19 protein-coding genes are annotated in these 18,829 nt (G+C 65.8%); 10 read left to right on the plus strand and 9 right to left on the minus strand.

Annotation, left to right across the window (positions count from 1 at the left end; all coding sequences use genetic code 11):
• Positions 1 to 8: 8 nt before the first annotated feature.
• From QSV46_RS28070 to QSV46_RS28080, 3 genes are all read right to left on the minus strand, one after another.
• Positions 9 to 1,445 carry a TolC family protein gene (locus QSV46_RS28070; protein WP_314959201.1) on the minus strand — a complete coding sequence of 479 codons (1,437 nt, stop codon included), beginning with the start codon at positions 1,443 to 1,445 and terminating at the stop codon, positions 9 to 11.
• 9 nt (positions 1,446 to 1,454) lie between these two features.
• The gene (locus tag QSV46_RS28075) at positions 1,455 to 1,739 is read right to left on the minus strand and encodes a hypothetical protein (RefSeq protein ID WP_314959202.1); all 285 of its coding nucleotides are present in this window, start codon (positions 1,737 to 1,739) and stop codon (positions 1,455 to 1,457) included.
• Between the two features lie 79 nt (positions 1,740 to 1,818).
• Positions 1,819 to 2,238: a hypothetical protein gene (locus tag QSV46_RS28080; protein ID WP_314959205.1), complete on the minus strand. Its 420-nt coding sequence runs from the start codon at positions 2,236 to 2,238 to the stop codon at positions 1,819 to 1,821.
• A gap of 174 nt (positions 2,239 to 2,412) precedes the next feature.
• On the opposite strand from QSV46_RS28080, the gene QSV46_RS28085 reads away from it, so the two are divergent.
• Positions 2,413 to 3,678, plus strand: a complete 1,266-nt coding sequence (locus tag QSV46_RS28085; RefSeq protein WP_314959207.1) for an MFS transporter — start codon at positions 2,413 to 2,415, stop codon at positions 3,676 to 3,678.
• Here the strand turns inward: QSV46_RS28085 and QSV46_RS28090 are convergent.
• Both QSV46_RS28090 and QSV46_RS28095 read right to left on the minus strand, forming a co-directional pair.
• Positions 3,675 to 4,082 carry a DUF4864 domain-containing protein gene (locus QSV46_RS28090; protein WP_314959210.1) on the minus strand — a complete coding sequence of 136 codons (408 nt, stop codon included), beginning with the start codon at positions 4,080 to 4,082 and terminating at the stop codon, positions 3,675 to 3,677. The two genes, QSV46_RS28085 and QSV46_RS28090, sit on opposite strands and share 4 nt — an antisense overlap.
• Before the next feature lie 66 nt (positions 4,083 to 4,148).
• Positions 4,149 to 4,787: a TetR/AcrR family transcriptional regulator gene (locus QSV46_RS28095; RefSeq protein WP_314959509.1), complete on the minus strand. Its 639-nt coding sequence runs from the start codon at positions 4,785 to 4,787 to the stop codon at positions 4,149 to 4,151.
• A gap of 240 nt (positions 4,788 to 5,027) precedes the next feature.
• Here QSV46_RS28095 and QSV46_RS28100 point away from each other — a divergent pair, with 240 nt between their 5' ends.
• From QSV46_RS28100 to QSV46_RS28110, 3 genes are read left to right on the plus strand one after another with little or no spacing between them, the layout of a single operon-like run.
• A complete protein-coding gene (locus tag QSV46_RS28100; RefSeq protein ID WP_314959212.1) occupies positions 5,028 to 5,525 on the plus strand; it encodes a (2Fe-2S)-binding protein in 498 nt (165 codons plus the stop codon).
• Positions 5,522 to 6,577, plus strand: a complete 1,056-nt coding sequence (locus tag QSV46_RS28105; RefSeq protein ID WP_314959215.1) for a xanthine dehydrogenase family protein subunit M — start codon at positions 5,522 to 5,524, stop codon at positions 6,575 to 6,577. The genes QSV46_RS28100 and QSV46_RS28105 overlap by 4 nt, the downstream gene beginning before the upstream one ends.
• Entirely contained in the window at positions 6,570 to 8,831 is a 2,262-nt protein-coding gene (locus tag QSV46_RS28110) for a xanthine dehydrogenase family protein molybdopterin-binding subunit (RefSeq protein WP_314959216.1), read from the plus strand. Before QSV46_RS28105 ends, QSV46_RS28110 begins: the two co-directional genes overlap by 8 nt.
• A gap of 21 nt (positions 8,832 to 8,852) precedes the next feature.
• Here QSV46_RS28110 and QSV46_RS28115 read toward each other — a convergent pair whose 3' ends face one another.
• Positions 8,853 to 9,401: a cupin domain-containing protein gene (locus QSV46_RS28115; RefSeq protein ID WP_314959217.1), complete on the minus strand. Its 549-nt coding sequence runs from the start codon at positions 9,399 to 9,401 to the stop codon at positions 8,853 to 8,855.
• A gap of 149 nt (positions 9,402 to 9,550) precedes the next feature.
• Between QSV46_RS28115 and QSV46_RS28120 the strand changes: the two genes are divergently transcribed.
• Both QSV46_RS28120 and QSV46_RS28125 read left to right on the plus strand, forming a co-directional pair.
• The gene (locus tag QSV46_RS28120) at positions 9,551 to 10,879 is read left to right on the plus strand and encodes an aspartate aminotransferase family protein (protein WP_314959218.1); all 1,329 of its coding nucleotides are present in this window, start codon (positions 9,551 to 9,553) and stop codon (positions 10,877 to 10,879) included.
• A gap of 70 nt (positions 10,880 to 10,949) precedes the next feature.
• Positions 10,950 to 12,215, plus strand: coding sequence for a D-amino acid dehydrogenase (locus QSV46_RS28125; RefSeq protein WP_314959220.1), 1,266 nt, complete (start codon positions 10,950 to 10,952; stop codon positions 12,213 to 12,215).
• A gap of 206 nt (positions 12,216 to 12,421) precedes the next feature.
• On the opposite strand, the gene QSV46_RS28130 is transcribed toward QSV46_RS28125, so the two are convergent.
• Positions 12,422 to 13,090: an XRE family transcriptional regulator gene (locus QSV46_RS28130; protein ID WP_314959222.1), complete on the minus strand. Its 669-nt coding sequence runs from the start codon at positions 13,088 to 13,090 to the stop codon at positions 12,422 to 12,424.
• 179 nt (positions 13,091 to 13,269) lie between these two features.
• Here QSV46_RS28130 and QSV46_RS28135 point away from each other — a divergent pair, with 179 nt between their 5' ends.
• The 4 genes from QSV46_RS28135 to QSV46_RS28150 are packed head-to-tail and all read left to right on the plus strand — an operon-like array spanning position 13,270 to position 16,753.
• Positions 13,270 to 14,028, plus strand: coding sequence for an ABC transporter substrate-binding protein (locus QSV46_RS28135; protein WP_314959224.1), 759 nt, complete (start codon positions 13,270 to 13,272; stop codon positions 14,026 to 14,028).
• A gap of 45 nt (positions 14,029 to 14,073) precedes the next feature.
• Positions 14,074 to 14,727: an amino acid ABC transporter permease gene (locus tag QSV46_RS28140; RefSeq protein ID WP_314959227.1), complete on the plus strand. Its 654-nt coding sequence runs from the start codon at positions 14,074 to 14,076 to the stop codon at positions 14,725 to 14,727.
• Entirely contained in the window at positions 14,724 to 15,455 is a 732-nt protein-coding gene (locus QSV46_RS28145; protein WP_314959228.1) for an amino acid ABC transporter ATP-binding protein, read from the plus strand. Before QSV46_RS28140 ends, QSV46_RS28145 begins: the two co-directional genes overlap by 4 nt.
• 11 nt (positions 15,456 to 15,466) lie before the next feature.
• Entirely contained in the window at positions 15,467 to 16,753 is a 1,287-nt protein-coding gene (locus tag QSV46_RS28150; RefSeq protein WP_314959230.1) for an FAD-binding oxidoreductase, read from the plus strand.
• Between the two features lie 53 nt (positions 16,754 to 16,806).
• Here QSV46_RS28150 and QSV46_RS28155 read toward each other — a convergent pair whose 3' ends face one another.
• Positions 16,807 to 17,040 (minus strand): hypothetical protein, encoded by a 234-nt coding sequence (locus QSV46_RS28155; protein WP_314959233.1) that lies wholly within the window; start codon positions 17,038 to 17,040, stop codon positions 16,807 to 16,809.
• Between the two features lie 176 nt (positions 17,041 to 17,216).
• Positions 17,217 to 18,806 (minus strand): gamma-glutamyltransferase family protein, encoded by a 1,590-nt coding sequence (locus QSV46_RS28160; RefSeq protein WP_314959235.1) that lies wholly within the window; start codon positions 18,804 to 18,806, stop codon positions 17,217 to 17,219.
• Between the last annotated feature and the right edge of the window lie 23 nt (positions 18,807 to 18,829).

Below are 18,829 nucleotides of genomic sequence, written 5' to 3' on the forward strand. Positions count from 1 at the left end.
CCTCCATCTCAGTGGCCGCCCTCGGCAGGTGCCGCCGCGGCGATGGTGGTGGGATTGTCGCCGCCGGAAGCGGGCGAGCCGCCGCCATTGACGACGGTCTGCAACTCGGACTGGGCGAGGAAGTAGCTTTGCTTCGCATCGATCGCCCCGCGCAGCGATGCCAGTCGCTGCCGCGCTTCGGTCAAAAGTGCGAAGATATCGACCTGCATGCTGGAGAAGCGGAGCTGCATCTCCTCGGTGATGATCTTGCGCAGGGGCACGATCTCGCGCTGATAATGGCTCGCGATGTCATAGGTCGATCGGTAGGCGCGGTAAGCATCGCGCGCTTCGGACCGGACATTGACGGCGCGCTCGGTCAGGCGATTGAAGGCGAGGTTGTAGGTCTCGGCCGCCTGCCGCACCCGCACCTCGCCGCCGTCGAAGATCGGGATCTGGAACTGCACGTCGAAGCCGCGCTCGCGGAACGGCGCGCCTTCCGGGTCCTGGGTCCGGCGGGAAATGCCGGCGAGATCGAGCAGTGTGACGAAGCGCGTCGCTTCGGTGAGGTTCAGCGATTTTGCCAGCGCCGTCAGCTCAAGCCGAGCGATCTGAAGGTCGATGCGGTGGGCCACCGCATCGGCCTCGATCGAGGGCAATGCCTGCGGCCGGCGCGGCAGCGGCGGCAGCTGATTCGGCAAACGGAAGTCGAGGCCGTCGTCCCACAGACCCATCAGTCGCGCGAGCCTTTCCCGCCCGCTCGTCGCCATCTGACGCGCGGCGGCGAGATCGGCGGTGGTCTCGGCGTAAAACACCTGCTCGCGGGCCTGGTCGAGCTTGTTGAGCGAGCCGGTCTCGCCGAGCTTGACGGCGAGTTGCGCGGTCGATTCCGCGGTCGCCTTCGCATCCGTGAGCAGCGCCACCATCTCGTTGGCCGCGACAGCCCTGACATGAGCGCGCCGCACGTCGGCGGCGAGCCGGAGCGTCGCCAGCGCCGCACGCAATTGCGCCTGCCGGAAACGCTCGCGCGCTATGTCGGAGCGGAACGGCAAGGTGGCAAGCGCGAGGATGTCACCGACCATCTGGCGCTCGATTTCGCTGGCGCCGTTGCCTGAGATTCGCGAGATCGAGAACACCGGAGGGGGCGGCAGGCTCTGCTCGACCAGATCAGTCTCGGCCAGCGCCAGCTCATTATAGGCGGCTTGCAATCCCCTGTTGTTGAGCAGCGCGATCTGCACGGCCGCGTCCATGTTCAGCGTGCGCGACAACAGCCGGCGGACGGTTCCGTTGGCTGCCTCCGCACCCTCAGGCGAGCGGACGAAGGCGACGTCCTTGTGGATGGTCTGGCTGGTCAGGTCCGAGACCGCGGACATGCCGCTGTCAGGCGAGAAGGCGGCGCAGCCGGCAAGACCGGGTGCGCAGAGGCCGAGCGCAGCCAGCAGCAGGCGGCGCGCAAAATGGTGTGTCATGGCGCGCTCCTACTGGTGTTGCTTGGGCTGCGGCGCAACGCTGTCGTTGCGCTGGCGCCATGGTGCCGGTGTCGCGGGCCGCAGACTGGTGTAGGGCGCGATCGTCGACCGATAGCCGACAGGTGCAACCTTCGCCGCGGGATCGGCTGGGTCGGCGCTGGCGAGCGGCCCGGCGGCCGGCATGCAGCCGGACAGCGCCAGCCCCACCCCGGCCAGCAACAGCCATCTGAATCGAAAGTATCGTCCACGCGCCGGGAATCCGGCGGCGGATCTCGCCCCGAGAAGCGTAAGCATGAATCATCCCTGATCTGTCCGAGGACCACAGGCGTGCGTGCGCGGACACGCGACGCCTCAAGTCGTGACGATGTTCAGGTCAAACGATGGGAGGGCGGTAGAGCAGGGGGGGCGCCGCGCTGTGCACGCGAACGGCGATCTCCGGGGCGCAAGTGGAGATCGGAAGGACCGGCTTGGCGATAGCAGGCAGGTCGGCCGGCAGCGCCGTCACGCACATCATTGCGCAGCACGGGCCCACCGTGCCCTTGCCGTCATGATGATGCGGAGCGGGAGCGTCCTGTGCGGCGGTCTGGTGATGTGCATGCGGCCCGGCGTGGTCATGCGCCGCGCCGCCATGCATGTGGCCGGCCTGCATCTGGTGATGCACCGGCACGACGTCGGCGAGGAGCGCGTCGTCGAGGCACGGTGCTGGACCGCTGCCCCAGGCAAGGCTTGCGGCGGGCGCGAGCACGCAGAACAGATAGGCGAGGGCGATGATCCGCCCCACCCTGATCCGCATCGATCGCGTCAATCGCAACAGCATTCCGTCGACATGTTCCCCGCGCGGCAATGTTGCACACGCAGATTGCAAACTAATGGCAAAGCGCGATTTTGCCAAGCTCTTCCTACCGCAGTGCACAGCGCATGCCCAATATCGCGGCACGATGCTTGACCGTGTGGCGATCCGCGCGCCATGGTCCCGCCCGTGCACGCGCCAAATCACTCAGAACAAACGCCTAATTCATTCAGTCCTGATTCTCGTCAGGCCTGGATGCGGCTGCTCATTGCGCTTGTGATCGGCTCGATCGGCGCTGTCGGCATGTGGGCGGTCGTGGTCGTAATTTCTGTGGTGCAGGCCGAATTCGGTGCCACGCGCGGCGCGGTGTCGCTGGCCTTTACGCTGATGATGTTCGGCTTCGGGCTCGGCGGCGTGATCGCCGGCAAGATCACCGACCGGTTCGGCATCGTGCCGGCAATGGCGATCAGCATCGGCTTTCTCGGCGTCGCCAATGTGCTTGCGGGTCTGTCAGGTCAGCTCTGGCAGTTCGTGGCGGCGTACTTCCTGATCGGGCTCGGGACGTCAGCGACCTTTGCGCCGCTGATGGCGGAGGCCTCGCACTGGTTCGAGCGCTACCGCGGACTGGCCGTGACCATCGTCGCGAGCGGCAATTATGTCGCCGGCACGATGTGGCCGCCGCTCGTGAACTGGGGCATAGAGAACTACGGCTGGCGCTACACGCACGTCGGCATCGCCCTCTTGTGCGTGGTCTTGATGACGGGCCTGGTGCTAGTCCTGCGTGCGCAGATGGGCGACGACAAGGTCCGCAATCACGCCAATGCGCGGCCCCCGCAGGTCGATCTCAAGCTCTCGACCAATACGCTGACCGTGCTGCTCTCGATCGCCAGCATCTCCTGCTGCGTCGCCATGGCGATGCCGCAGGTCCATATCGTCGCTTATTGCGGCGATCTCGGTTACGGCGTGGCACGCGGCGCCGAGATGCTGTCCCTGATGATGGCCTGCGGCATTGTCAGCCGGATCGGCTCGGGCTATCTCGCCGACAAGATCGGAGGCATCCGCACGCTGCTGGTCGGATCGCTGGCGCAGGGCTTTGCGCTGGTGTTCTATTTGTTCTTCGACAGCCTCGCCTCGCTCTATCTCATTTCGGCGATGTTCGGCCTGTTCCAGGGCGGCATCGTGCCGAGCTACGCCATCATCGTGCGCGAGGCGATGCCGGCCAGCGAAGCCGCAACCCGCGTCGGCATCGTGATCTTTGCATCCGTGTTCGGCATGTCCTTCGGCGGCTGGGTGTCCGGCGTCATCTTCGATGCCACGGGGTCCTATGCAGCGGCATTTGCGAACGGCGTGGCCTGGAATGCGCTCAACATCGGGATCGTCGTGCTGCTGCTGATCCGGTCGCGGATGAATGCGGTCAAGGCCGGGCCGGGTTTTGCGACCTAAGCCTCGCGCCCGACTTTCAACAACGAACAGCCGGTGATCTTGTAGCTGCCGTCGCTCTGCTGCTCGAGCGTGTAGAGCGCTTCCCAGGCTTCGCCATTGGCATCGACGATGTGAACGCGCTGGGAGATTGAATGGCCTTCGCTCTTGCTGTCGCCGAATTCAAAGCTCTTGTGCCGGTAGACCGGCGCGTAGCCGTTCTGCACCATGGACATGAAGATGTCGGGCGCAGGAAAAATCTCCCTGATCGCCGGCGCGGCGTGGGAATAGGCTGCGGCTGCATCGTCACGCGCAAAGGCCTGTTCCTGGGCGCGGATGACGCCTTGCGCCGCCGAGACATCGTCGGCGCATGCCGAGACGGAGCTGAAGATAATGCTGAAAGCGACGAGCAAAGCGGCGATGCGCATGACAGGCTCCGCGTTGAAATCCCGGCGATGCTGATCCTAGCATGGCTCTAGGGAAATACGGGCGCCCTATCGCTTTCGTTTCACGGCCGGCTTCACGGGTTTGGCGGCACGCGTCTTGACGTTCGCGGCGGGCTGCACCCGCAGCCCATCGACAAACACGTCGAGCATCCGCAGTACCGAGGATTGCCAGCCGGGCTGGTCGTGCATGTAGCACATGCCGAAGAACGCGCGCAGCAAGTCCTCGGGACTGATGTCCGCGCGCATCGCGCCTGCCGCGGCTGCGCGGTCGAGAAGCGAGCCGATCGCCTTGGTTAGGCGTTCAAAGGAAAAGGCATGCAACTCCGACCCGCTCTGCACCGCGAGTGCCAAGGCTGCCACCATGCCCTTTTTTGTGGCAACGAATTCAACGCCTGAGCGCAGCCAGCGACGCAGCGCATCCACCGGGTCCTTCGCATTTTTTAACTGCTCGGCGAGCTCGCTGAGCTGTTCGACCTCGCGCCGGTACACCGCCTCGAACAAATCCTCGCGGGTCGGGAAGTGCCGATAGAGTGTACCGATGCCGACCCCGGCGCGTTTTGCGATGGCCTCCAGGCTCGCCTCCGGCCCGCCCGCGCTGAACACGGCTTTCGCAGCCTCGAGCACGCGCTCGCGATTGCGCACGGCGTCGGCGCGGGGTTTTCGAATCTGGTCGGTGTGGTCGTCCATGCCGGCAATGTAGATCACGAATTGGTTAGATTGAACCCTTGGCTGGCTGCATAGCGTTGTCCGCGCATGGGCTTTTGACCAATTCCAAATATTTTCCGGCTGCCCTTGTTAAGCGGAGGCTGCCTCCGTATCTTCGTTCATACGTTGGCTCGGATCATGTCCGGCCAGCGCATATCGACGGCGGCCACGGCGGTGGCGCGCTGCGCGATGAGCCATGTCCATATCTGATCGGAGCCTTGTATGAACCACTCCATCAGCCTCACCGTGAACGGTGCGCGGCGCGATTTCGTCCTCGACGATCCGCGCGTCACGCTGCTCGATCTCCTGCGTGAGCGCCTGCATCTCACCGGCACCAAGAAGGGATGCGACCGCGGTCAGTGCGGCGCCTGCACCATTCTCGTCGACGGCAAGCGCATCAACTCCTGCCTCGCCCTCGCCATCAGCCATGACGGCGCCGACATCCTCACCATCGAAGGCGTCGCGCGCGGCGATCAGCTTCATCCTGTCCAGGCCGCCTTCATCGCCCATGACGGCTTCCAGTGCGGCTTCTGCACGCCCGGCCAGATCATGAGCGCGATCGGCATGATGCAGGAGGCGCAGGCCGGCAACGATCCCGAACGCGTCCGTGAATGCATGAGCGGCAATCTGTGCCGCTGCGGTGCCTATGCCGGCATCGTCGATGCCGTGCTGGAGGCGCAAGCCGGCATGGACGAATCCAATCAGAGGCGCTCCGCATGAAACGGTTCGATTATGTCAGGCCCGCCACGGTCGCCGAGGCGGTAGCTGCTGCCGCGCAGCCGGGCGCGACCTATCTTGCCGCCGGCACCAATCTGCTCGATCTGATGAAGGGCGGCGTCAGCCGTCCGGATCGTCTGGTTGACGTCACGCATCTCGACGGGCTCGACGGAATCGAGACTCTCGCTGACGGGTCGTTGCGGATCGGCGCGCTCGTGAGCAACGCCGATCTCGCGCATGATGCAAGCTTCGCGAAGTCCTACCCTGCCGTCGCCGAAGCGCTCCTCTCCGGCGCGTCCGCGCAACTGCGCAATGCCGCGACCGTCGGCGGCAATCTGCTGCAGCGGACGCGTTGCGCGTATTTCTACGACACCGCCAGCCGCTGCAACAAACGCGAGGCCGGTACTGGCTGCGACGCCCGCGATGGCGAGAACCGCAGCCATGCCGTGCTCGGCTGGAGCGAGAGCTGCATCGCCACGCATCCGTCGGACTTCTGCGTGCCCCTGGTCGCGCTTGACGCCATAGTCGAGATCGAGGGCAGGAGCGGCCGTCGCGAGATCGCGCTCGAGGAGCTGCATCGCTTGCCCGGCAGTACGCCCGAGCGCGAATCGGCGCTCGAGCCCGGCGATCTCATCGTCGCGGTTCGCCTGCCAGCCGCCGCACGTGAATTTGCGGCGCATGCGCGGTACCTCAAGGTCCGCGAACGAACCTCCTACGCCTTTGCCGTCGTCTCGGCCGCCGCCGCGTTGCGGATCGAGAACGGCAGGATTGCGGAGGCGCGGCTTGCGCTCGGCGGCGTCGCCGCAAAGCCGTGGCGTGCTCGTGCCGCGGAGGACGTGCTCAGGGGCGTTGCGCCAACGGCCGATGCTTTCCAGGAAGCCGCCTGGCGCGCGCTCACCGATGCAAAGCCGTCCGGCGACAACGCCTTCAAGATCGAGCTGGCGCGCCGCATCGTCGTGCGCGCGCTGACCCTTGCCGCAGTCGGTACGCCCGCGCGCATTCCCGCGCTGCCGGCCTCACCCTTCGCTTCAACGTCTGGAGCCATCCATGCCTGAGCTCAATCTGTCCAGCGCGCCCGCCCATCTGCGTCACGGCTCGAACATCGGCCAGCCCCTGACCCGCCGCGACGGCGTCCTCAAGGTCAAGGGCCAGGCGACCTATGCCGCCGACAATCATCCGCCGGGCATGCTGTTCGCGGTGATGGCGGTTTCCACCATCGCGCGCGGCCGTGTAACCTCGCTCGATGTCGCCGCCGCAAAACGCCATCCCGGCGTCGTCGATGTCATGACGCCGGATCACAAGCCTGAGCTTGCGATCGACCCCGAAATCAAGACCAATCCGTTCGTGTTCCGGATGGAGGTGTTGCAGAGCAACGAGGTGCGCTACGCCAACCAGCCGATCGCGGTCGTGATCGCTGAAACGCTGGAGGCTGCCACCGAAGGCGCGGCGCTACTGGCGCCGCGTTATGAGACGCTGCCCCCGCTGGTCGGCCTCGATGCGGGCGAAAGCTTCGTGCCGCCGGTCGTCGGCGTCGGCAACCCCACGGAAAATCACCGCGGCGATGTCGAGGCAGCCCTCGCCTCGGCCGAGAAGCAGATCGACGCGACTTACGAGACGCCGCCGCAATATCACAATGCGATGGAGCCGCATGCGATCGTCGCCGCGTGGGAGGGCGACAGGCTCCAGGTCGACATGCCGACCCAGGGCCTGATGCTGTCGCTCGCGCGGATCGCCGAGCTGTTCGGTATCGCGCACGACAAGATCCACATCCGCAGCCCATTTCTCGGCGGCGGTTTTGGCTCCAAGGGGCTGATGTCCGGCCCGCCGACCCTCGGCATCATGGCGGCCAAGCTCGTCGGCAAGCCGGTCAAGCTCGTGCTGCGCCGTGAGCAGATGTACGGCCCGGTTGGTCACCGCGCGCCCACCCGCCAGCGCCTTCGCATCGGCACGGACGGCGAGGGACGTCTGGCCGCACTCGATCACCATGCGAGAACGGTCTCGAGCACGTTCGACGATTTCTACGAGCCCGCGGCCGATGCCTCGCACACGCTCTATGCTGCCCCTGCGATCCGCACCTCGCACGACGCCGTGCGCGTCAATACCGGCACGCCGCTGTTCATGCGCGCGCCCGGCGAGGCGACCGGTTCGATTGCGCTCGAAAGCGCGATCGACGAGATGGCGTGGGCGTGCGGCATCGATCCGCTCGCCTTCCGTCTGAAGAACTACGCCGAAGTCGAGCCGATCACGGGAAAGCCGTTCTCGTCGAAGGCGCTGCGTGCCTGCTACGAGCAGGGCGCGGCGCGTTTCGGCTGGGCGAAGCGTCCGCTCCAGCCGCGGCAGATGCGCGACGATTCCGGTCTTCTGGTCGGCTGGGGCATGGGCACCGCGACCTTCCCGGCGCTGATGTTCCAGGCCGAAGCACGCGCGGTGCTTCGCCGCGACGGCACCGGCGCGATGGAGATCGGCGCGCATGACATGGGGCAGGGCGCCTGGACTGCGCTGGCGCAGATCGCGGCCGACGAGCTCGGGCTCGATATCGACAACGTCGAGTTCAAGGCCGGCACATCAGACCTGCCCGACGCCGGCATTGCCGGCGGCTCCGCGCACACGGCGACCGCGGGTGCGGCGATCCACAGCGCCGGCGCGGCCGTGATTGCGAAGCTCGCCGATCTCGCGACCGGTGACGAGCGCTCGCCGCTATTCGGCGCCGGCAACGCCGGCGTGATCGCGCGCGATGGCAGGTTGATCCGGCGCGACGACGAGAGCCGCAGCGAGAGCTACGCCGAGATTCTCGCGCGTGCCGGCGTTGCCGAGGTCGAGGCACGCGGCACCGGCGCGCCGAACCCCGCGGCGATGGAAGAATATGCGATGCATGCCCACGGCGCGGTGTTCGCCGAGGTGAAGGTCGATCCCGAGCTTGGCCAGGTCCGCGTCACCCGCATGGTCGGCGCATTCGCGGCGGGGCGCATCGTCAATCCGCGGATGGTGCAGAGCCAGCTGTTCGGCGGCATGATCTGGGGCATGTCGTTTGCGCTGCATGAGGAGGCCATCACCGATCGCCGTAGTGGCCGCATCATGAACGCCAATCTCGGCGAGTACCACATCCCCGTGAATGCCGACGTGCCGCCGCTCGACGTGATCACGGTCGAGGAGCACGATCCGCACGTCAATGCGCTCGGCATCAAGGGCGTCGGCGAGATCGGCATCACCGGCAGCGCCGGCGCCGTCGCCAACGCGGTCTGGCACGCGACCGGCGTGCGTGTGCGTCGCTTCCCGATCAGGATCGAGGAGTTGCTGACGCAGCGTTGATGCTGCCGGCGGAGCCGCGCTTCAGAACGTCGGCGGTGTGCAGGCCGAGATCACCTCGCACGGCTTGCCGCCGACGCAGCGGAAGCGATGCGGGCGGCGGCTCTCGAAATAATAGGCATCGCCGGGATTGAGGATGCGGCGCTCGTCCTCGACCGTGACTTCGAGCTTGCCCGAGATCACGATGCCGCCTTCCTCGCCGTCATGCACCAGATGCACGCGCCCGGTGTCGCTGCCGGGCTCGTAGCGCTCTTTCAAAATCTGCAGGCTGCGGCCGAACAGATTGTCGCCTACTTGCTGATACGAGATCGGCTTTTTGCCGACCTCGGTCAGCTCTTCGGAGCGATAGAAGATCTTGCGCCGGTTCTCCGGTTCCAGCGCGAAGAACTCGGCAAGCCCCATCGGGATGCCGTCGAGGATGCGCTTGAGCGCGCCCACCGACGGGTTCATCTGGTTGGACTCGATCAGCGAAATCGTCGAATTGGTGACGCCGGCACGCTTGGCGAGCTCCCGCTGCGACAGCTTCTGGCGGGCCCGGATGAATCGCAGCCGTCCACCGATGTCGACGCTCATGCCCGGAATCCCTGTTGCAAGTGTTGCGGATCGGGCAAATATGGACCAGCAGCCCCAGTCAAATCAATGGCTTGCAGCCGGCCAGAAAAGGACTTGTTGCGGATTTGAAGCCGTGGCTCTGCTATCCGGTCAGCAAAGGAGCGTGGCCCGTGACCCTTCATCAGATTCCGAACACCATCAAGACCGACTCGTTCTGGATGCCGTTCACGGCCAACCGGCAATTCAAGAAGGCGCCGCGCCTGTTCTCCTCGGCCGAGGGCATGCACTACACCACGGTCGACGGCCGCAAGGTGATCGACGCCTCCGCCGGCCTCTGGTGCGTCAATGCTGGCCACGGCCGCAAACAGATCGCCGCCGCAGTCGAGCGCCAGCTGATGACGCTGGATTTCGCGCCGTCGTTCCAGATGGGCCACCCGCTGGCGTTCGATTTCGCCGAGCGCCTTGCCGAGATCGCGCCGAAGGGCCTCGACCGCATCTTCTTCACCAACTCCGGCTCCGAATCGGTCGACACCGCGCTGAAGATCGCGCTCGCCTATCACCGTGCCAATGGCCAGGCGAGCCGCACCCGTTTGATCGGCCGTGAGCGCGGCTATCACGGTGTCGGCTTCGGCGGCACCTCGGTCGGCGGCATGGTCGCCAACCGCCGCGCCTTCGCAACCCTGCTGCCGGGCGTCGACCACATCCGCCACACCCATGATCTCAGCCGCAACGCCTTCGCCAAGGACCAGCCCGAGCATGGCGCCGAGCTCGCCGACGATCTCGAGCGGCTGGTCGGGCTGCACGGCGCCGAGACGATCGCCGCCGTCATCGTCGAGCCGGTGCCCGGCTCGACCGCGGTGCTGCCGCCGCCGAAGGGCTATCTCAACCGCCTGCGCGAGATCTGCGACAAGCACGGTATCCTGCTGATTTTCGACGAGGTCATCACCGGCTTCGGCCGCCTCGGCACGCCCTTCGCCGCCAACTTCTTCGGCGTCACGCCTGATATGATGACGACGGCCAAGGGCATCACCAACGGCACCATTCCGTGCGGCGCGGTGTTCGCGAGCCGCAAGGTGCATGATGGCCTGATGGTCGGCCCCGAGAACGCGATGGAGCTGTTCCACGGCTACACCTATTCGGCGCATCCGACCGCCTGCGCCGCCGGCATCGCGACACTCGACATCTACAAGGACGAAGGCCTGCTCACGCGCGGTGCCTCGATTGCCGAATACTGGCGTGATGCGCTGCATTCGCTGAAGGGCCTGCCCAACGTCGTCGACATCCGCAATTGCGGCCTGATGGGCGCGGTCGAGCTGTCCCCGCGTGACGGCACGGTCGGTGCGCGCGGCTACGACGTCATGGTCGACTGCTTCAATCGCGGGCTCTACTTCCGCATGAGCGGTGATTCCTTTGCGCTGTCGCCGCCGCTGATCGTCGAGAAGAGCCATATCGACGATATCGTCTCGATCCTGGGCGATGCCATCAAGCGGGTGGCCTAATAATTGCTCTCGCCGTTGCGAGTTGTTTCCTTGCAGCGGCGAGCGTGATGCCGCGGGAGTTTGACGAAGCGTGAAAGTTCTGATCCTCGGCAGCGGTGTCATCGGTGTCACCTCTGCCTACTACCTCGCACGTGCCGGCCACGAAGTGACGGTCGTCGACCGCCAGCCCGAGCCGGCGCTGGAGACCTCTTTCGCCAATGCCGGCGAGGTCTCGCCCGGCTATTCGTCCCCCTGGGCCGGCCCGGGCGTGCCGGTGAAAGCGATCAAGTGGCTGCTGATGAAGCACGGCCCGCTGGTGATCCGGCCCAAGCTCGACCCGGTGATGTGGGTCTGGCTCCTCAAGATGCTGCGCAACTGCACCAGCGCGCGCTACGCGGTCAACAAGAGCCGGATGATCCGGATCGCGGAATACAGCCGCGACTGCCTGCGTGATCTCCGCCGCGACATCGGAATTCAATATGACGAACGTTCGCAGGGCACGCTGCAGCTGTTCCGTTATCAGGCGCAGCTGGATGGCACGGCTGAGGATATCGCGGTGCTCAAGCAGTACGGCGTGCCGTTTGAGCTGCTGAGCCGCGAGGGCTGCATCGCGGTCGAGCCGGCGCTTGGCGGCGTGAAGGAGAAGTTTGCCGGCGGACTTCGCCTGCCGCAGGACGAGACCGGCGATTGCCACATGTTCACGCAGGCATTGGCCAAGCATGCCGAGGCGCTCGGCGTGCGCTTCCTGTTCAACACCGGCATCGACCGCATCGTCACCGAGGGCGCGCGCGTCAGCGGTGTCGCGACCAGCGCCGGGATGTTGCAGGCGGATGCCCATGTTCTCGCGCTCGGAAGCTGGTCGTCGCGGCTGGTCGCGCCGCTCGGCATTTCGCTGCCGGTCTATCCGGTGAAGGGCTATTCGATCACGGTGCCGATCAAGGATGCCTCGGGCGCGCCGGAATCGACGGTGATGGACGAGAGCTACAAGGTTGCGATCACGCGCCTCGGCAATCGCATCCGCGTCGGCGGCACCGCCGAAATCTCGGGCTTTTCGAGCCAGCTCTACGACGCGCGCCGCGCCACGCTCGATCATTCGCTGACCGATCTGTTTCCGCGCGGCGGCGATCTTGCCAAGGCGACGTTCTGGAGCGGCCTGCGTCCGATGACACCGGACGGCCCGCCCGTGATCGGACCGACCCAATACGCCAATCTCCACCTCAACACCGGCCACGGCACGCTCGGCTGGACCATGTCCTGCGGTTCGGGGCGGGTGCTCGCGGACATGCTGTCGGGCAGGAAGCCGGAGGTCGATGTGAGTGCGCTGACGGTGGACCGGTATAAGCATCGGTTTGGGTGAGACTCTATCCGCCCATCGAACTCCATCACCGTCACCCGGAGGCGTGAGCTGCGCGGCGCAACGCGCCGCGCGGCGAGCCTCGAAGGGCGACGGCCCGGCTGCATCGCGGCCGTATCCTTCGAGGCTCCCCATGTGGCGCGTTGCGCCGCGCAGCTCACGCCTCAGGATGACGGGACTGAGAGCGTGCGCCCGGAAAGACGAGTGAGCTACCCCGTCCCCGTCACGCAATTCACCCACAGCACCACGGCCTTCGCATCCTGCGCCGGATTGGAAAACCGGTGCGGCCGCCTGCTCGCAAAGCGAAAACTATCACCCGTCTTCAGCGACCATGTCTCGCTGTCCACGGTCAGCAGCATCTCGCCGTCGAGCACGAGGCCGGCTTCTTCGCCGTCATGGGTGTAGAGCTCGTCGCCGGTGGAGCCGCCGGGCTCCAGATGCACCAGGAACAGGTTGAGCCGGTTGTCGGCGCTGGCCGGGCTGAGCAATTGCTTCGACACGCCGGTGCGCCAGAGCTTCAGCTCGGGCCGCTGCAGCCCGCGCGTGACGACCTGATCGGCTCCACTATCGGCGTTCGGGCCGGCGCCGAACAGCGCGGCGATGCCGACGCCGAGCACGTCGGCGAGCGTTGCCAGTACGCGCAACGACGGCGACGACAGGCCGCGCTCGATCTGGCTGAGGAAGCCGATCGACAGCTCCGAGCGCGCCGCGACCGTTTCGAGCGAGAAGTGCCTGAGGCGCCGGAGATCCCTGATGCGACGGCCGACCGCGACGTCCATTGCAGGCTCGGCCGGTTTGGTGACAGCCTTGGTCCCGGCCTTGGCCTTGGTCCTGGCCTTCGCCTTCTTCACCGGCTTTGCGCCGGCCGGTTTGCGCATTCTCTTGCCACCGCTCACGTCAAACCGCTTTCTTCATGTGCATGAAAACCGCTTGCATCGTCCGCGGAAGTGTGACCAAATTTTCATATTGGTGAAAATAGGCCGAAACGGCTTGGCCCGCAACGTCTGATCACGACATGCGCTGGCGCCGCCATCGGTGGGACCCAAAGGGGAATGCGATGAAGCGTTTTGGTCTGGCCGCGGTCGCGGCACTCGCAATTGCAGCACTGGCTCCGGCCTCCGCGCAGCAGGTGCTGAAGGTCGGCTCGACACCGACAGGGATTCCCTTCACCTTCCTCGACACCAAGACCAACACCATCCAGGGCATCATGGTCGATCTCATCACCGAGATCGGCAAGGACGCCGGCCTCAATGTGCAGATCGAGCCGATGGCGTTCTCGGCGCTGATCCCGTCGCTGACGTCGAGCAAGATCGACATCATTGCGGCTGCGATGTTCATCACCGCGCCGCGCAAGGAGGTCGTCGACTTCTCCGATCCGATCTACAGCTACGGTGAAGGTCTCGTGGTGCCGAAGGGCGACACCAAGGCCTATGCCACGCAGGACGACCTGAAGGGCGAGACGGTCGGCGCCCAGGTCGGCACCGCCTTCGTCGATGCGCTGAAGAAGTCCGGTCTGTTTGCCGACGTCAAGGCCTACGACACCATTCCGGACATCCTGCGCGACGTGAACACCGGCCGCCTCAAGGCCGGCTACGCCGACTACCCGATCCTCGCCTACAATCTGAAGCAGGGCGGCTTCCCGGAGGTTCGCCTCGTCGACGGCTACAAGCCCGTCACCGTCGGCTCGGTCGGCATCGGCGTGCGCAAGGGCGAGGCCGCGCTGCTCGGCAAGATCAATGCGTCGCTGGCGAAGCTCAAGGCCAACGGCACCATCGACAAGATTCTCGAAAAATGGGGCCAGAAGGCGCAGGGATGATTGGCAGAGGCTGATCGCTAGCGTCTGATCGATGAAGGCCGCCCGATGAAAGGCTTCTGGCACGACGCCGCCGAGTTCTTCCCGATTTTGATGAGCGGCGTCGCGCTGACAATCGTCGTCACCATCAGCTCGCTGCTGCTCTCGACGGTGCTGGGCCTGATCTGGGCGATGATGCGGGTGTCCGGCATCAAGGCGCTGTCGATGCTCAGCGCCAGCCTGATCAACGTGATCCGGGGTATCCCGATCATCGTGCTGTTGTTCTATCTCTATTTCGTGATGCCCGATCTCGGCGTCACGCTCTCGGCGTTGCAGGCCGCGATCCTCGGGCTCGGCATCGCCTATTCGGCCTATCAGGCCGAAAACTTCCGCGCGGGCATCGAGGCGATCGACAAGGGTCAGATCGAGGCGGCGCAGTCGATCGGCATGGGCTGGTGGCTGACCATGCGCCGCGTGGTGCTGCCGCAGGCCGTGCGCATCGTGCTGCCGCCCTACGGCAACGTCATGATCATGATGCTGAAGGATTCCTCGCAAGCCTCGACCATCACGGTGGCCGAGCTCGCGCTCCAGGGCAAGCTGATCGCGTCCTCGACCTTCAAGAACACCAACGTGTTCACGCTGGTGGCGCTGATGTACCTGACCATGAGCATCCCGCTGATCCTGCTGGTCCGTCACTTCGAGAAGCGGGCGGGCAAGAAATGATCGAGCTCACCGACGTCCACAAGAGCTTTGGCGAGAACGAGGTGCTCAAGGGCATCACGGCGCGCGTCGAGAAGGGCGAGGTGGTCTGCATCGTCGGCCCGTCCGGCTCCGGCAAGTCCACCATCTTGCGCTGTGTCAACGGTCTCGAAAGCTACGACCGCGGCGAGATCAGCGTCGAGGGATTGAAGGTCGACCGGGATGCGCCCTCCATCGTGAAGGTCCGCACCCAGGTCTCGATGGTGTTCCAGCGCTTCAACCTGTTTCCGCACCGCACCGTGCTGGAGAACGTCGTCGAGGGACCGCTGTTCGTGAAGAAGGAGCCGCGTGCGCAGGTGCTCGAGCGCGGCCGTGCGCTGCTTGCCCAGGTTGGCCTCGCCGAAAAGGCCGACGCGCATCCACCGCAACTCTCCGGCGGCCAGCAGCAGCGCGTCGCGATTGCGCGCGCGCTCGCGATGCAGCCCAAGGCGATCCTGTTCGACGAGCCGACCTCGGCGCTCGATCCTGAATTGGTCGGCGATGTCCTCGGCGTCATGCGCAAGCTCGCCGACGACGGCATGACCATGGTCGTCGTCACCCATGAGATGGGATTTGCCCGCGACGTCGCCGATCGTGTCCTGTTCATCGACGGCGGCGTCATCGTCGAGCAGGGGCCGGCCAAGGCGCTGCTCAATCAACCCCAGCATCCGCGTACGCAGGACTTCTTGCGGCGCGTGCTGCATCCGCTCTGACCGGCTTCGCCATGACGACGCGCCTGCCTCTGCCGCCCTCGCTCTATGCCGACACCCCCGTGGCGCCGGTTGCTGCGCCGCCGCTCGATGTCGACAAGACCGTCTCCGTCGCGATCGTCGGCGGCGGCTACACCGGCCTGTCCACCGCGTTGCATCTGGCGGAGCAAGGTGTCGAGGCGCTGGTGCTGGAGGCGCAGGAGCCGGGCTGGGGTGCGTCGGGTAACAATGGCGGCCACACCAATCCCGGCTTGAAGCACGATCCTGATAAGATCGAGGCCGATTTCGGCACCGAACTCGGTCGCCGCATGATCGACTTCTCCTACGGCACGACGAACTTCACCCACGAGCTGATCCGCCGCTACCAGATCCCCTGCGAAGCACGGCAGAACGGCACGCTGCGCGCGGCCTACAACGAGACCAGCGCCGCCGCGATCGAAAGAACCGCGCAGCAATGCATCCGCCGCGGCATGCCGGTGACATATCTGAACCGCGAGCAGGTGCGCGAGATGACCGGCACGGACCGCTACATCGGCGCCATGCTGGACACGCGCGGCGGCGACCTGCATCCCCTCAACTACGCTCGCGGCCTCGCGCGTGCCGTGATCTCGGCGGGTGCGAAGGTCCATGGTGAAACTCCGGCGCTGTCGCTGCGTCGCGACGGCAGCCGCTGGCGCATCGAGACGCCGCGCGCAGTGGTGCATGCCGACAAGGTGCTGCTCGCCACCAACGGCTTCACCGATGATCTCTGGCCGGCGCTCCGCCGCACCATCGTGCCGGTCTTCTCCTCGATCGCCGCGACCGCGCCGCTCTCGGACGACGTCGCCCGTTCGATCATGCCGACGCGGCCGGTGCTCTACGAGAGCGGCCACATCACCGTCTATTACCGCATCGATCAGCAGAACCGCCTCTTGATGGGTGGCCGCGGCCCGATGCGCTGGATCAGCTCGCCGCAGGATGTCGCCTATCTCATGCGCTACGCGGAGCGGCTGTGGCCGCAGCTCAAGGGCGTTTCCTGGACGCATGGCTGGAACAGCCGGCTCGCCATCACCAAGGATCATTATCCGCATGTGCACGAGCCAGCGGAGAACGTTCTGATCTCGCTCGGCTGCAACGGCCGCGGCGTCGCGCTTTCGACCGCGATGGGCGCGCAGCTCGCGCGCCGGCTAATCGGCGGTCCGAAACAGGAGATCGACATGCCCGTCACGGGAATCAAACCGATCCCGATGCATGTATTCTGGCCGGTGGGCGTGACCACTGCCGTGATCGCCGGCCGGGTACGCGACCGGCTCGGCATATGAGAAGACGTCGCCCCGTCACGGAGCGACGCCCTGTACGATTCGCAGAGGGGATTTCAGCAGCGACCTTGCTTCCACAGGCCGGGCGGGCACCCGTGACCGCGCCAGCCGACCTTGCGTCCGTGGTACCATCCCGGCGGCGTGCCATGGTGATGATGGCCCATCGCGTGGCCGTGTCCGTGGCCATGACCGTGTCCATGCCCGTGGCCGCCCTTGGCGAGCGCGGGATTGGCAAAAGTGAGGCCGGCAGCAACGATCAGCGACGCGGCGAGCGCAAGTTTCTTCATCATGTCCTCCAGTGGGGCGAGCGCATTTGTCCGTTCAACGAACGAACCGTGCGCACGTAAGTTCCCTGCAAATGCGGGGGAGTCGTGACGCTCGCCTGGATACGCATTGGCGCATTGGCTCAACGCGCGCTGGCCATTGTCCGCGTCGTTGTCGCGGACGCGCGTTTTGTCTGGTGGATTCAGCCTTCCGCCACCGCGTCGGCCCAAGGTTGAAAAATCTCGACCGCACCCGAATTCGTATCACCTACGCGCATCACCACGCTCGGGCAGGCGAATTTCTGCGGCACGGACTGTACCCGCGCTTCCTCGTAGTCGAAGCGTGCGGCGAGCGACTTGCGCGTATCCGCCGGCAGGCGCGAGTCGCCGATCACGGTCGCGCCTTCGCTGGCGTCGATGCGCGGCTGGTGGATGGCGGTATCGAGGTTCATGCCGAAATCCATTGCAAAGGACACGAGCTGTATCACCGACGGCAGGATGCGCCGGCCGCCGGAGGCGCCGACCGCGAGCCGCCTGCCATCCGTGGTTTCGGCGATGACGGGCGTGTAGTTGGTGAGGCAGCGCTTGCCTGCTGCGAGCGAGTTGGTGATGCCTGGCGTCGGATCGAACCACATGATGCCGTTGTTCATCGCGATGCCGGTGTGCGGCGTCACATATTTCGAGCCGAATGACGAGAGCAGCGTCTGCGTCACCGCGGCCATGTTGCCGTGGCGGTCGACGACGGAGAAATGCGTGGTGCAGGCCGGCGCCAGATATTCGGCGCCGAGCGAGCGCTTGCCGTCGGCGTCGCCCATGTCCTCGAGTCGCTCGCGATAGGCCGATTGCAGGGCCAGCGCATATTCGCCGTAGGCGGCCGCATCGGGCGTGCCCGCCGGCTTCAGATTCTGCTGCAACAGGCGGAGCGCATGTGCCAACGTCGGCCCGGCCGTGAGCTCCGGCGTCGCAAACACCTTGCCGCCGCGATAGGGGATCGCCAGCGGCTCGCGCAGGTGTGCGCGGAAGGCAACGAGATCTTCCACCGACAGCGAACCGCCATCGGCCTTGATGTCGGACGCGATGCTCTTGGCGAGATCGCCCTGGTAGAAATCGCGCGGACCGGCTGCGGCGAGATGCGACAGCGTCGCCTTCAGATTGTCCAGCGGCAGCCGCGTCTCGGATTTGATGCCCCACGGCGCGCTCGGCGGCAGGCCGTCCTTCAGGAACGTCGCCGCGCTTCCCGGATAGCGCCGAAGATCGGCCGCCGACGCCGCGATCGTCAGCGTCGTCCACCAATCGACCAGCAGGCCTTCGCCGGCGAGGGCGACGGCCGGCGCGACCAGGTCTTTCCACGGCAGCTTGGCATGGCGGCGATGCGCCTCCTCCATGCCGGCGACGACGCCTGGCACGGCGACCGAACCGGGGCCGTGGATGTTGCGGTCGTCCTTTACCCGCTGCCAGGGAAACAGATCGGAGGCCGCTCCCTCGCCGCTGAGCGGATAGTCGGCGGCGCGCAGGTTTTGCGGCGCGCACATGCCGTAGTCGATCACCTCGTAGCGATTGTCCTTGGCGCGATAGAGCACCATGGCGCCGCCGCCGCCGATGCCGCTGTTCCAGGGCTCCAGCACGTTCAGCGCAAAAGTGGTCGCGACGATCGCATCCACGCAGTCGCCACCCGCCGCCAGCACTTGCGCCCCCACTTCGGCTGCCCGCCGTGATTGCGAGGCAACGATACCGCCCTTGGATGTGACGGCGGATTTGCGGACCGTTTGGTTGAGGCTGAACTGATGAGGCATGATCTCGTCTTGCGTCTTGTCGT

The sequence above is a fragment of the Bradyrhizobium cosmicum genome (assembly GCF_032290525.1).
Lineage (GTDB): Bacteria > Pseudomonadota > Alphaproteobacteria > Rhizobiales > Xanthobacteraceae > Bradyrhizobium > Bradyrhizobium cosmicum_A.